The sequence below is a fragment of the Nocardia vinacea NBRC 16497 genome (assembly GCF_000308835.1).
GTDB classification, from domain to species: domain Bacteria; phylum Actinomycetota; class Actinomycetes; order Mycobacteriales; family Mycobacteriaceae; genus Nocardia; species Nocardia vinacea.
The window spans coordinates 1-13510 of record NZ_BAGN01000032.1 but is presented as its reverse complement, the minus strand read 5'-3'; the positions used below and the strand labels follow the sequence as shown (position 1 = coordinate 13510).

The following is a 13510-nucleotide window of genomic DNA, read 5'->3' as shown; positions in this document are numbered from 1 at the left end:
TCGCGATCGACAACAGCACCAAGGACCAGACCTACAACACCCCCGCACTCGGCACCCTGCTGCTGTTCGCCGACCAGATCGAGTGGATCAACGGCAACGGCGGGCTGGACTGGGCGGTCAAGCGGACGCTCGATTCGTCGTCGCGGCTGTACTCCTGGGCCGAGTCGAGCTCCTTCGCCACCCCGTACGTCACGGATCCGGCGCACCGCTCACAGGTCGTCGGCACCATCGACTTCGCCGACTCGGTCGATGCGGCCGCCGTCGCCAAGGTGCTGCGCGCCAACGGAATCGTGGACACCGAGCCCTACCGCAAGCTCGGCCGCAACCAGCTGCGCGTCGGCATGTTCCCCGCCATCGACCCCGAGGATGTTTCGCAGCTGACGCGTAGCATCGACTGGGTTGTCGAAAAGCTGGGGTAAATCGAGCTCGGTCATTGCGACACGCCCACTTTCGACACGCCGCATCTTGTAGGGCTGCGAGTTGAATAGAGCAGATTAGCGGGGCGCGGAGAGTCTTTCGCAGATTTCCGCCCCGCGTGTCTTGCCTCGAGATCATCAGTAGTGCACTACTGTTTCGGAAAGTGGGCGGTGTCGCGAGCCGACGCGATAAGGAGGTAACGGTGCGTGAACTTCGAGTGATCGGGGTGACGCCCGACTCCACGCACATCGTGTGCATCGACACCGAGACCGGCAACAAGTACCGGCTGCCCGCCGACGACAAGCTTCGAGCCGCAGCACGCGGAGACCTTGCCCGATTCGGCCAGATTGAGATCGAGATGGAAGCAACTATGCGTCCCCGCGATATTCAAGCTCGTATCCGTGCCGGGGCATCCGTTGAACAGGTCACCGAAGAATCCGGTATGCCGCTGAGTCGCGTTGAGCGGTTCGCCTATCCGGTGCTGCTGGAGCGGGCCCGCGCCGCCGAACTCGCGCAGAAGGCACATCCGGTGCGCGCTGACGGTCCGGCCGTGGAAACCCTCATCGATATCGTCACCGCCGCGTTCACCGAGCGCGGGCACACACTCGAGAATGCCGAGTGGGATGCCTGGAAGGACGAAAAGGGCTTCTGGGTCGCGCAATTGCAGTGGCAGAACGGCCGTTCCGAGATCGCCGCGCATTGGCGCTACCAGCCCGACGCGCACGGCGGCTCGGTTTCCCCGCTCGACGATCCGGCCTCGGATCTGATCGATCCCGACTTCGGCCGTGCCCTACGTGGGCTCGCCACCATCCTGCCGCCGCAGGCGGAGATCGAGGCGCCCGCGGCGCCCGAACCGCCGGTAGAGACCCTGCCGGTGGAAACTCGTCCGGTCGAGACGCGTCCGGCGCGCGAGCCCGCGGCGGCACCGGCGCGTCCGGCGGCCCGGACCCAGCCGACGCTGGACGAGTACTACGAGCAGCGTTCCGTCGCGGCAGGCGGTAGCAGTACGCCGGTCAGCGCGGGTGGTGCGGCGGCCGCGATTCCGGCCGCCGCGAACACGAATGCCATTCCGGCCGCGAGCGGTTCCGCTTCGGTCACCGCCGGGACGAATACGGCTCCGGCCGCCGGTGGCGCTCCGGCTGGTGCGGGCACCGCCCCGGCCGCGCCCCCTGCTGCCCCGGCCAAGGCCACCAAGCCTGCCGCCAAGCCCGCTGCTTCCGAGGAAGCGGCGAAGAAGGCGCCTGCGAAGGCAGCTCGGAGCAAGCGAGGGAAAGCGCCGATGCCGTCCTGGGAGGATGTGTTGCTCGGGGTGCGGAGCTCGGGACACTGAGTTCCGTTCCTGCGTAGGGGTTTCCGGGCGAATGCTCCGGAGGCGCTGGAGCTTCGGCGCATGGTCGGCCTTTCGGGAGCCGGGGTTCCAAGGGCATGGTCGGCCCATCGGGAGCAGTGGGTTCCGAGAGCATCGTCGGCCCATCGGGAGCAGTGGGTTCCAAGAGCACCGTCCGCCTTTCGGAAGCGGAGGGTTCTCCGACGCTAGCCGCCCCGTCCGGGAGCAGTCAGATTCGGAAACCTGCGCCTCCGGGGCACTAAGCCTTCGAAAACACCCCAACTTCAGCCGACCACACAGGGCGCATGGACGCACTAGGCGCGCATCCACCCCCGATCAAGATCAGGTGGCACTGATGGCGGGGGCTTCTCGGGCGATGCCGCCATCAGTGCCACCTGATCTTGATTCCGGGCGTTTGTTTGGTGCGAGTTTCTGAGGGCTGCTGGCGTGTTCGAATGCGGAAGGGGGGACGTTGGCGTGGGAGTGCGGGTAGATTTTTCGGTGTGTCGTCGACTTGATGAGTCGACGTGGGCGGTTCACGGTAGCGGGAGTTGCTAGAGGACGCCGTGGGTTGCTCGAAGTTTGCGGAGCTGTTTGGTGCAACCATCGGGAGGTGCCGGAAATGCTGTCCAAGGCTTCGTCTCTCTGGTACGTCGACGCACAGGATCCGTTGGCGGTACTCCGCGCGAACCACGATCCGGACCCCGAAGCCGCGCTCGCGCTGGCGAAACAGCTGCACACGGACCGTGATGTCATGCCGATCATGGTCGGCACACTGGGCGGTTGCGCCGGACCGGCTGCCGAGGAGGTGTACATCGGCTGCTATCCCGGGGTCACGGTGGTGTGCTCGGCACAGGCCGCGCGGGCGCATCCGACGGCGCTGGCGGAGTTGCTGGTTCGCCCGCTCGCCTCGGAGCACACCTATCTGATCTCGTTCGACGCGCATCACGGCTGGGGCGCGTTCGCCCATTGGGAGCGTGGCGAATTCCGGCGCTCGTTCAGCTCGACGCGGGTGAACATCCTGGAGGACGAGGGCCTCCCGCTGGTGTGGGAGCGTTCGTATTGGGCCGGTGATCATCCGGTGCGGTGGCAGGCCGGGGAACTGCCCGACCCGCAAACCCTCCCCTTCGACCCACCCGATTTCGCCGACGCCGCCAATAACGAATGGCTCGGCTTCCACTACCGCTCCCCCGCCCCCGAAGGCGCCCTGGTACCAGGCGATATCGCGGTCTGCGGATTCACCCTTTACCCAAAGGGCCAGGCCCCCGACCCCGCCGACCTGATCCCACTGGAGGAGCACAACGGCGACACGAAACCGAGACGAGGTCTGCTCAACTGGCTGCGCGGCAAGGATCGCGTCTCGTGAACGAGCGTCAGTAGCCCAGCGCCGGCGAGGCGGAGTCGTGAGCGAGCGTCAGCGAGTCAACCATCGACACAGCACGCGATCACGCACGACGGACCCGAGGGCTAGCGTGGCGGAGTCGAGAACGAGCGCCAGCAAGTCAACCATCGACACAGCACGCGATCACGCACGACAGAGCCGAGGGCTAGCGTGGCGGAGTCGAGAACGAGCGCCAGCAAGTCAACCATCGACACAGCACGCGATCACGCACGACAGAGCCGAGGGCTAGCGTGGCGGAGTCGAGAACGAGCGCCAGCAAGTCAACCATCGACACAGCACGCGATCACGCACGACGGACCCGAGGGCTAGCGTGGCGGAGTCGAGAACGAGCGCCAGCAAGTCAACCATCGACACAGCACGCGATCACGCACGACAGAGCCGAGCGCTAGCGTGGCGGAGCCGTGAGCGGGTCCGACGAGGTCTGCTAACTCGACAGGCCGCCGATGATCAGGACCAGCCAGCCGAGCAACACACCGGCGGCGCCGCCACCGATGACCCAGCGGGTCACCGGCGCAAGGCGCCAACGCCAGGCCGTGGGTGCGGCGCCGCCGACCGCGACGAGGTTGACCAGGATCGCGAGCAGCGGATGGACGTCCGCCAGGGCCGAGCCGAATGCGTACACCGCGACGGCCGTCAGCAGTGCGACCATGGTCGCGACGGTGAGTCCGGCAGCCCACGGGGTCGGGTCCTGGTACGGCTGGTAGGGCCGATACGCCCCATTCGGGAAATAGCTCACGACGTCCTCACCCGTTCATAGAACGCCATGGCGGCCGCGGTCGCCACATTGAGCGAATCGGTACCGGGTGACATCGGGATGCGGGCTCGAATGTCGGTGGCCCGCATGGCTTCCTCGGTCAATCCGGGTCCCTCCGCGCCGAGCAGCAGCGCCACCCGCTCCCCCGTCATCGCCGTCGCCAAATTCACCGCGGCCGGGTTCGGGGTGAGCGCGATGATCTGGAATCCCTTGCTCCGCAACACATCCAGCCCCTCCGGCCACTTCGGCAGTTGCGCGAACGGCACCCGCAGTACATGCCCCATCGACACCCGCACCGCACGCCGATACAGCGGATCGGCGCACCGACCGCCGAACAGAATCGCCTCGACGCCCAGTCCAGCCGCATTCCGGAACATCGAGCCGAGATTCTCGTGATCGTTCACGCCCTCCAACACCGCGACCGTGCGGGCCCGCTCGATGACGTCGTCCACGGTCAACTCCGCGGGCCTGCGCGCCACCGCGAGCACCCCGCGATTGAGATGGAACCCGACCACCTCCGCCATCACCTCGGCACTCGCCCGGTAATACGGCACATCGATCCGCGCCAGATCCTCCGCGAGTTCCACCCGCCGCTTCTCCACCCCGAGCAGCGCACTCGGCCGAAACCGCGAATCCAACATCCGCTGCACGACCACCACCCCCTCCGCGATCACCAACCCCTTGCGCCCCGGCAGATCCGGCCGCCGATCCGCCGACTTCAGATCGCGAAAGTCATCGACCCGCGGATCAGCCGGATCGTCGATATCGATCACATCAGCCACGACATCATCCTGCCGCGCCAACCCCGCCCGACCACAATCGGATCCATCATGGGCAGACACCCGTCGCCGAGATCTCCGAGACCAGAATGACCTGCGGTATCGACATCTCCGGCTGCGGGCGCGTCGTCAGCAACATAAAATGGAAGCGAGTACGGCGTCGGCTGGACAGTGCGGCCAAAGCCTCCAGCAGTTGGTAGCCGGGACTTTCGAGGACCTGGCCGAAGTCACCGATCGAACGGTGCGTCGATCCGAGCACCACGCACCTGAATCGTCCTTCGCGCAGCTAGATCGGCTGATTTGCGAGTCCGGTCCGGACCGTGATGACCGCGCCGCGGCTCATCGATCGCCCGCCCGAGCGAAACGAACTCCGCAACCACCAGCACGGGATGCGTCGGGCGATCCTCGGCGAGCGCGGCTCGTCGAATCGCACCCGACGACGCAGCCGACCTTTTGACGAATGCGTGATAGTCACGGTCGGTCTGGACCAGCGAATCGGCTCCGATCACGAAGCCCGATCAGACGGGCCGCGGTCCACCACTTTGTTCGGGTGCAGGCTTTGGGCGGCTCTCGATCGGCAACGCCTGTAGGCGTCCAACTCGGCAAGAACACAGGTCAACGTCGTCGATCGGCTGTACGGACCGGATATCTGCGGTCCGGTCCGTGCGAGCGTCGGTCCGTGCGAGGTGGCGGTAATTCGGGTGCGGGCGGGTCGGGTGACGTGCGATCGTCGAGGGATGACGCTGATACCCGGCATCACCATTCGGTCGGCCACCGACGATGATGTGGCCGCCATTGAGTTGCTCGGCGACACCTCGTTCGGGATGCGCGGCGAACCGGAGTATGCGGAATTGCGGGCGCAGGTCTTTCCGACCGAGGAGGCGATCGTCGCGATCGATGACGGGCGTGTCGTCGGACATGCCAGGTCCACTCGGATGACGCTGACGGTGCCCGGGGAGCGCACGGTCGAGGCCTGCGGAATCGCCGGGGTCGGAGTCGCTCCGACGCATCGACGGCGCGGGATTCTGCGGGCCATCTACACCGAACAGCATCAGCGCACCGAGGCGGCCGGGCTTCCGCTGACCATCTTCACCGCGAGTCAGGGCGCCATCTACGGCCGGTTCGGGTACGGGCCGACGATTCGGCAGAATGCGGTCTCGATCGACCGGCGGTTCGTCGAATTCCTGCCGTCCGCTCCCGATCCGGGCGGCGTGGTGCTCAGCACCGTGGCCGATGCGGGCGAACCACTGCGCGCGATCTACGACCGGTGGCGGCGCCTGGTGCCTGGTGCGCAGGCACGTCCCGAGGCCCGCTGGCAGATGGACCTCTCCGATTCACCCGCGTTCCGCGACGGCGGCACCGAACTCTTCGCATTCCTGCACCCGGACGGCTATGTGCTGTATCGCTACCACCGTCGGGAACAAGGCAAGTCCGCGGTGGTCGAGGAGATGCGCGCGGTGACGCCGGAAGCGCAAATCGCGTTGTGGCGGGCGCTATTCGGGTTGGAGCTGTGCAGTCACGTCGAGGCGGCGATCACCGACAACGATCCGCTCCCGTATCTGCTCACCGATCTCCGACTGGTGCGCACGAAGGCGCGCTTCGACGACATGTGGTTGCGGCTCATGGATGTCCCCGCGGCGTTGACCGCTCGCTCATACCTGCACGACCTCGATGTCGTTCTCGCAGTCCAGGATCCGTTCCGCAACGCAGGCGGCACCTTCGCACTCACGGTGCGCGACGGCATCGCCGAATGCACACCCACCACCCGCCCACCCGACTTCGAACTCGGCATCGACGTCCTGGCCTCCATGTACCTCGGCGCCTACCCGGCCCGGGTCTTCGCAGCCGCCAACCGCCTGCAGGCCAAGGACGCCGCGCAGCTACGCACCCTCGACGAGGCATTCGGCGCGGAACGAGACGCAGTACTCGGCTGGTTTTTCTGAGCTGGGCTTTCTGTGTTGGACCAGCCCGGTCCCGCCGAATCGGGGCAGCTGTGCAGCTGGGTTGTCTCCGCCGCACGACTGGTTCTCGGGTCGAGCTGAATGTGTGCGCCGGGCTCGGATCGACCAGCCGCAGTTTCGGGGCTTTCTGCGCGCTGGGCTGCCTATAGGCCTGCGTGGGCCGAACTGAGCAGTTCTGAGCGGCTGAATCCGTGATGACCACCGTTCTGCGCCGAGGCGGCTGGCCGGAGCGCTGGTTTCGCTGATCGGGGATATCCCTGAGCCGACTTCGTACTCCGGAGTGATGTCCGGAGGCGAGGTGGGCTGGCATGCTGGATTCATGAAGCCGATTCAGCTGGTGCTCAATATCCTGTGGCTCGTATTCGTGGGGTTCTGGATGGCGCTCGGCTACATTGTCGCGGGCATCATCTGCTGCGTTCTGATCATCACGATCCCGTGGGGTATCGCTTCGTTCCGGATCGCGACCTATGTGCTCTGGCCGTTCGGACGCACCACGGTCGAAAAACCTTCCGCGGGTGTCGGATCGATGATCGGCAACATCATCTGGTTCATCGTCGCCGGTTGGTGGCTGGCGCTCGGCCACCTGCTCACCAGCATCCCCCTGTTCATCTCGATCATCGGCATCCCCTTCGGCTGGGCGAACCTCAAACTCATCCCGATCTCCCTGTTCCCCCTCGGCCGCGAAATTGTGGACAGCGACCAACCATTCGGCGCCCAATACGCCCGCGGTGGTTACGTACCTCGCTAGCAGCGACCCGGGATGGGTTCGGCTACTCCGAGTCGTCGACGAGTTGCTTCATGATGCCGACGGCGCGCGTCAGCACGACCAGTTGTTCGTCGGTGAGGGTTGAGAGCTGTTCGGTCATCCAGGCCTCGCGGGCGCTGGTTTCGTCGGCGATAAGTGCGCGACCCGCGTCCGAGAGCGACACGATGATCTGGCGGCCATCGGTCGGATGCGGCTTGCGCTCCACCAATTCCAGATCGGAGAGCGAGGCGATCACGCGCGTCATCGAAGGCGGCTGCACGCGCTCCTTGCCGGCCAACGCGCCCGGCGTCATCGCCCCTTCTCGATGCAGGGTGGCGAGTGCGGAGAGCTGCGTCAGCGAAATCTGCGCGTCGGCGCGCCGCCCCCGCAGATGTCGCGTCAAGCGCACAACCGCGAGCGACAGCTCACCGGCGAGAGCTCGAACATCCGATGGCGTTGTCACAGAGCAGAACGATACGGGACATGCTGGCCGGTGACCGCCTCTTCCCGCAGCTACGCTGTGATCGTGATCGAGCGTAGCGAGAGAACCAAAGACACCGCGCCCCGGGTCGCGGCGGAGCCGAGTGCCAGCGAGGCGCAGCTGTGACCCAGCATGTCCCGCAGATCCCGCCGCGCTTCACCGATCCACGGCCGGTCCTCGCGGTCGGCAGCGCGCTCTGGCTGATCGCCACCGTCGTCGTGTGGATCAGCGACCGCTGGGAATCCGCCCGCCCGGTGTGTCTGATGGGTATGGCCGTCGGCCTGCTCGGCTACACGATCTTCGCGATCCAGCGCCGGGGCGCCCGCCGCGGCGACAAAGGCGCGCAAACCGGACTTTGACGGCCTCAGCTCACTTCGAACTCGTTGGTGATACCGGTGAAGGGGTGCAGAGTGCCGTCGGGACTCAGGCTGTCGGCGAAGTGTTGCATGCGGTAGGTGCCCGGGATGGCGTCCGTCGGGATGTCCCAGGTGAAGCGGGCTACGGATTCGGCCGATCCACGCTTGCTCCAGTAGAAGCGGACGGCCCATTCGCCCTCGTTGGCGACGCGGACCCAGTCGCCGGATGCGTTGCGGCGCTGCACTTCCAGGAAGGTGCCGTTGCGACGGGGGTTGTGTTTCGGGTGGGCGGAGACGAATTCGGCGGCGGCCTGGGTACCGGGCGCGTACGAAGCGGCGGGCTGGGTCAGGACATCGCCGAATCCACGACCCGACGGTGTGGTGTCCGGGCCGGGTGCGGGTTGGAAGTTCGGCTGCAGGTTGGATATGTCGCGCGGCGCCGGTCCGCGCGGGACCTGCTGACGGGCGGCGAAAGCCGTTGCCAGACGGGTGAACTCCTGCTGGTAGGCGGGCAATGTGTAACGGCCGAAGAGGGTTGAGCCGCCCTCGTACTGCTGGGAGTCGTATTCCTCCGGAGTGGTGACGTATTCGTGGTACGCGTTCGCGTAGCCCTGCATCAGCACCTGCGCCAGCGGAACGCCGAGCGCGGCGGCAACAGCTCGACGGATGCGCAGTCCGGCGACGATGGTGAATTCTCCACCACCGCAGGCCAAGTAGAGCTCACCGATCCGAACAATCTGGATCGGCACCACATTCGGCACCCACGGCACCGGCGGCAACAGCCCGAGCGGCGCGATGATCGCTTTGGGAGCCTGCGCATCCGCAAGCCAGGACGGTGCAGGCCGGCGCGGATCGCCGAGCGCATCGATGAACGGATTGCGCACACCCTCGGGGATCGGAATGCCGGGCAGGCCGGGACCATCCTCGACGCTGCCCGCGATGAGCGAGACGCCCGCGGCGGCGGGCGCGGTGTGGCGCGGTTGGCCGTCAGGTGTGAATCGGCCGTCGACGGCGGTATCGGCCAGGTCGATATAACAGAGCATCGAATCGACCGGACCGCTGATGGACTGTGCGCCCGACAATGCGGTTTTCGACGCGCGGTACTGACGCTCGCCGATGATGCGGGTGTTCTCGAACTCGTTCTCGGTCGGTCCCGAACCGGGTTGCAGATTGAGATTCGGGGACATATCCCCCGCGTTGGTCTGCGCGAACGCGGCGACGAAATCGGCCGGGCCCTCGAGATAGCGAACGCCGTGCTCGGTGTGTTCATAGGAGAACGAGGCGTAACCCTTGTTATCCGCGCTGATCAGTCGGTTCTGGTTGGTCATCGACGTGTTGTGCGTGGCGAACCAGGTGATTGCGCCGACTTGTTTGCCGCCCTTGACGAATGACAGTGCGGTGACTGCCGGGTCGATGGCATTCGGGAAGTGCTGTTTATCCGCATCCGGATTGCGTTCGAAGGCAACTCGCGATCGGTTGACACTCGCGTCGTGCAGTTCGGCGCGCCCCAGCGAAAGCGTGCCCGGTCCGAGATCGGCGTGCGCGGCGGCGATCGCCTCCACAATGCCGTTCACCTCGGCGTCGTATACCTGCTGTTGAAAACCCAGAATCGACAGGTTGTACGCGTAATCGTTGCTGGATCCGCCACAGGTCGCATGCGAATGCGTCGAGGTGAGCGCGACGTTCTGTTCGGTGTACAGGTCGCCGAAGCGGCGGGCGAGTTCGAGCATGACGCCGCGATGCACGGACTGGAAAATCATGCCGTTCTCCGCGACTGCGAACACGATTCGGCGCGCACCACTGTCGATGATGAATGCGCGAGCACGCGGGCGCAGATGGATGCCCGCCGTCTGCTGCTCGAACTGTGAATAGCCCATCATTCCGCATTCGGCGGCCGGACCGGTGATATCGGAAAGACCGAGTCCGATGAGGTAGTCACCCGATTCGGGAGCCGCGGCGGCCGGTGCGCCGAGCGCCGAAGTCAGACCTGGCACCGCGGCCGCTGTCGCGAGCGCGGCGGAACCCGCTGCGGTTCTGGCCAGCACCGTTCTGCGTGACACCGGCATACGCGTCTCCCTTCGATCCCGTGCTGAAGCGAACCACACAACTGGACAATCGTCCAGTCGAGATTTTCGGCCCTGCGAATTGACTGTGGCGGAGTTGCGGACTTAACTCCCTTGGGTGTCCTCCCGATTGAGCGTCGAAGAACGACGGGCCCACCTTATCGAGGCAGCCATCGGCCTTGCCGAGAAAAAGGGCGTCGCGGGCGTGACCACGCGCGATGTCGCTCAGGCAGCTGGCGTTTCGCTCGGTGTGGTGCATTACTGTTTCGAAAACAAGGACGCGCTGATGACCGAGCTGGTCAAGGCGTTGTCGATGGAATTACGCGATTCCGTCGATGCCAACGAAACAGTTTGGCAAGACGTCGGAAGTGGAAAAGAAGCGCTTCAAAAATTGGTGCGCGCGGGACTCGAACTGATGTGGCTCAACATTGAAGCCACACCGGAACGACAACTGCTCACATACGAAACCACGACATATGCGCTACGCGAAGGGGAATCGACTCCCGCGAAACTCGCGATCGCGCGCGAACAGTACGCATTCAACGACACCACGGTCGCCGACATCCTCGACCATGCGCGCGATGCCACCGGTTGCCGATGGTCCGTGCCGGTGCCGACGCTGAGCCGCTTCACCTTGAATGTGATCGACGGCGTCGTCCTGCGCTGGCTGGTCGACAACGACAGCGAAAGCGTCCGCACCCAACTGGACCTCCTCAGCGAGATGCTCGCCAACTACGCGGCGTAGCCGGCGATCAAGATCAGGTGGCATTGATGGCGGGGAGTTCTCGCGTTTTGCCGCAATGGTTTCCACGTGATCATTCGTCCAGCCGTGAGGTGGGGGGCGAGGGTGGGTGGTGGGGGGTTTGGATGTGGGTGGTTGTGTTGTTGCGCCACCAAGGGACGGAGATGGTGGCTTCCAGGGCGCCGTGTAGGCGGATTTGGAGGTTGTCGTGGAGAACCAGGTCGCCCTGCTGGTCGGGGAGGGTGAAGAGTTGGCGGAGAACGACTCCCAGTGGTTCGGCGGACCATGTGGTGTGGCGGCCCTGGCTCGTCACTTCAGCGGTGATCACATCGGAGACCATGGGGAGATCGAGCAAGGTCGCGAGGGCGGATGCCGTGGCGGTATCGCCTGCTACCAGGTGATCAGCGGGAACGGCGAGGCCGAACCACGGCTGGTCGAGCACCCACGCGTCGTCGGGGTCGACGACTGCCGAAGACAAGGCGCGCACACGGTCTGGGAGTTCGAGTTCGGTCAGGTCTAGGTGAGCCACGGCGGCGGCAAGGCGGGCGTGGGTTCGGGAAACCACCTCGGGTGTAGGGGTTTTCGACGGATCGGCGAGGGCGGCCAGTAGTGCGGCGGCCAGTTCCTGGGTGATGGCGTTCGGATTCGCCAGCACTGCGCGTAAGGCTTCGGAATCCAGGTCTGGGTACTCGAATTCGGGAAGTAGGCCGGCGAATTCGGTATCGGCGGGGTGGCGGAACAGGCCGAGGGGTGTGCCGTCGACGCGCGCGTGTCTGCGCAACCACCAGGCCGTATAGCCGTCGGGATCGGTGAGCAGTTCGCGGGTCCGCGGACTGGATGCCAACTGCCGCAAGGCCGCCGACCAGGCTGACTCGTCGACGAGGTCGAGGTCGCGCACGGCGGCCAGTTCCGGCGGATCCTCGGACAGGCCCGACCACCAGCGCTCCTCGTCGTCCAGGTGGTGGTCGGGGCCGGTGGGATCGGTTTCGACGACAATGCTGAAATCCCAGCCGACGCCCACCGCACGCAGCGCCTCGGCGCCGTAGCGGTCCACCAGATCCGTTGCGACGGTGCCGAACGGCGAATCCGGCACGAGCAATGTGCTCAGCGGTGCGTCGGGGAGCAGCAATTCGTCGGCAGGGAGCAATTCTCCGGTCGTGTCGGGTAATTCGAGCAGGCCGAGCCAAGACGGGAGTGCCGACGGATCGGCATGTGCGGCGAGCCGCAGCACAGCGTCGGTGGTATCGGGATCGCCCGGCTGGTCCTCCAGTTCCGCGCGTAATCCGGGATCGCTCAGCAGATCCTCGGCGGTGGCCGAACGCGCGCCGAGTCGCGCGAGGAGTGGATGTATTGCCTCGGGGTGCACCAGACGCGCCCAGTGCACCGGTATGGCGACATCGAGTTGATCATCCAAAACCACTGTGCGCGGGCCGGTTACCAGCCGGCCGTCCGCCAGCGGTACCGCGAGCGCGCCGAGTTCCTCGGCCGCCAGGGGATCGACAACGTACGACTCCAACGCCGCATACAGCGAGTGCCACCACTTCGGCGGCCGCTCGAGCCCGCCTGAAAGTTCGGCCAGCCGAGCAAGTCCCAGTCTGTGCACATCCAGCACACCCAGGGCCTCGCTCTGTGCGCGCCCGGATAACTCGGGCACCACCAGCGGTCCGACGATGTCATCGAGCAGGTCGGCCAATTCCCGACTCAGGCCGGTGAATACGCTCGCTCGGGTAGGCACTGCGTCATGGGTTGCCTGGGGCACGGATGAACGCGCGTCACCGGGCAGGCCCGCAGTCCAATCGTCGGTTTCCGACGCACCGGCATTCGCGAGCGAACCATCATGATCGGCATCGCTTCCGACTACTATGCGCCCCGAAAAGACCTGGTCCGCAGCTGAATCAGCCGAGCTGATACCGGCTGGTCCCGAATATGCGGTCGTTTCACCAGAGGTTTTCGGACGAGCGGTTACAACCGGTAGCCAAGGATGGGTCTGCAGTTCGCGGATCAGCGCCTCGCGCAGGATGCCGTCGATCTCGCTGCGGGCGAAGCCCGGCGTGGGAACCACGACGAGCCGGTCGCGCGGTGGAAGTGCACGCGCGAAATCGGCATAGCCCTCGGCGAATTCGGCAAGACGGGCACCGGGGAGGACGCGTCGGCGGTCCGGCTGCATGGGAATGTCGGCGATCAGCAGAGCCGGTAGCGATAGTTCCTCGTCGGATCGTGTGGGTGCGCGCAGCACATCATGTGCGGCGGGCACCGGCCTGCCATCCCGCAGCGGCAGCAACCAGCGCGCCCGCGCCGTTCGGTACTCCCACCAAACCCGTCGCTCCGATCCGGGACCGTCGATGCGCAGTTCCCTGAGCCCTAGCCCTGCGGATCGGCCGGTGCTCAGATCTGCATCGGTGCCGCCGAATTCGACGTCGCGGGTGTCCTGGGGCTCGATCCGCGCGTGCCCACGACTCGGGTCCGCCTGCCTCACGTACGTC

13 protein-coding genes are annotated in these 13510 nt (G+C 65.8%); 7 read left to right on the top strand and 6 right to left on the bottom strand.

What is annotated here, in order from left to right:
* From ON44_RS04165 to ON44_RS04155, 3 genes are all read left to right on the top strand, one after another.
* The coding region (locus ON44_RS04165; protein WP_040686453.1) for a phosphoserine aminotransferase at positions 1–419 on the top strand (419 nt) is incomplete at its 5' end.
* A gap of 200 nt (positions 420–619) precedes the next feature.
* Entirely contained in the window at positions 620–1747 is a 1128-nt protein-coding gene (gene sepH, locus ON44_RS04160) for a septation protein SepH (protein ID WP_040686459.1), read from the top strand.
* Between the two features lie 619 nt (positions 1748–2366).
* Positions 2367–3110 (top strand): DUF6928 family protein, encoded by a 744-nt coding sequence (locus tag ON44_RS04155; RefSeq protein WP_040686458.1) that lies wholly within the window; start codon positions 2367–2369, stop codon positions 3108–3110.
* A gap of 460 nt (positions 3111–3570) precedes the next feature.
* On the opposite strand, the gene ON44_RS04150 is transcribed toward ON44_RS04155, so the two are convergent.
* The 3 genes from ON44_RS04150 to ON44_RS04140 are packed head-to-tail and all read right to left on the bottom strand — an operon-like array spanning position 3571 to position 4941.
* Entirely contained in the window at positions 3571–3882 is a 312-nt protein-coding gene (locus tag ON44_RS04150) for a DUF2537 domain-containing protein (RefSeq protein WP_040686452.1), read from the bottom strand.
* A complete protein-coding gene (locus ON44_RS04145; protein WP_040686457.1) occupies positions 3879–4682 on the bottom strand; it encodes a TrmH family RNA methyltransferase in 804 nt (267 codons plus the stop codon). Before ON44_RS04145 ends, ON44_RS04150 begins: the two co-directional genes overlap by 4 nt.
* A gap of 46 nt (positions 4683–4728) precedes the next feature.
* Complete coding sequence (locus ON44_RS04140) at positions 4729–4941, bottom strand: hypothetical protein (RefSeq protein WP_040686451.1); 213 nt, start codon at positions 4939–4941, stop codon at positions 4729–4731.
* Positions 4942–5416: 475 nt separating this feature from the next.
* Here ON44_RS04140 and ON44_RS04130 point away from each other — a divergent pair, with 475 nt between their 5' ends.
* Both ON44_RS04130 and ON44_RS04125 read left to right on the top strand, forming a co-directional pair.
* A complete protein-coding gene (locus ON44_RS04130) occupies positions 5417–6622 on the top strand; it encodes a GNAT family N-acetyltransferase (protein ID WP_040686449.1) in 1206 nt (401 codons plus the stop codon).
* A 337-nt stretch (positions 6623–6959) separates the two neighbouring features.
* Positions 6960–7388: a YccF domain-containing protein gene (locus ON44_RS04125; RefSeq protein WP_040686456.1), complete on the top strand. Its 429-nt coding sequence runs from the start codon at positions 6960–6962 to the stop codon at positions 7386–7388.
* A gap of 22 nt (positions 7389–7410) precedes the next feature.
* Here the strand turns inward: ON44_RS04125 and ON44_RS04120 are convergent, their stop codons facing one another.
* A complete protein-coding gene (locus ON44_RS04120) occupies positions 7411–7848 on the bottom strand; it encodes a MarR family winged helix-turn-helix transcriptional regulator (protein ID WP_040686448.1) in 438 nt (145 codons plus the stop codon).
* Positions 7849–7988: 140 nt separating this feature from the next.
* Between ON44_RS04120 and ON44_RS04115 the strand changes: the two genes are divergently transcribed.
* Complete coding sequence (locus tag ON44_RS04115) at positions 7989–8225, top strand: DUF2530 domain-containing protein (protein ID WP_051181486.1); 237 nt, start codon at positions 7989–7991, stop codon at positions 8223–8225.
* Between the two features lie 5 nt (positions 8226–8230).
* Here ON44_RS04115 and ON44_RS04110 read toward each other — a convergent pair whose 3' ends face one another.
* Entirely contained in the window at positions 8231–10288 is a 2058-nt protein-coding gene (locus ON44_RS04110; RefSeq protein ID WP_040686447.1) for a neutral/alkaline ceramidase, read from the bottom strand.
* A 127-nt stretch (positions 10289–10415) separates the two neighbouring features.
* On the opposite strand from ON44_RS04110, the gene ON44_RS04105 reads away from it, so the two are divergent.
* Positions 10416–11030, top strand: coding sequence for a TetR/AcrR family transcriptional regulator (locus tag ON44_RS04105; protein ID WP_245567007.1), 615 nt, complete (start codon positions 10416–10418; stop codon positions 11028–11030).
* A 70-nt stretch (positions 11031–11100) separates the two neighbouring features.
* On the opposite strand, the gene ON44_RS04100 is transcribed toward ON44_RS04105, so the two are convergent.
* Positions 11101–13510, bottom strand: a 2410-nt coding sequence (locus tag ON44_RS04100; protein ID WP_245567006.1) for an ATP-binding protein, incomplete at its 5' end; no start/stop codon positions are given.

Bases quoted from the DNA above. Each gene is read 5' to 3' on its own strand.
- ON44_RS04155 (WP_040686458.1), top strand. From the start codon at position 2,367: ATGCTGTCCAAGGCTTCGTCTCTCTGGTACGTCGACGCACAGGATCCG.
- ON44_RS04130 (WP_040686449.1), top strand. From the start codon at position 5,417: ATGACGCTGATACCCGGCATCACCATTCGGTCGGCCACCGACGATGAT.
- ON44_RS04125 (WP_040686456.1), top strand. From the start codon at position 6,960: ATGAAGCCGATTCAGCTGGTGCTCAATATCCTGTGGCTCGTATTCGTG.
- ON44_RS04110 (WP_040686447.1), bottom strand. From the start codon at position 10,288: ATGCCGGTGTCACGCAGAACGGTGCTGGCCAGAACCGCAGCGGGTTCC.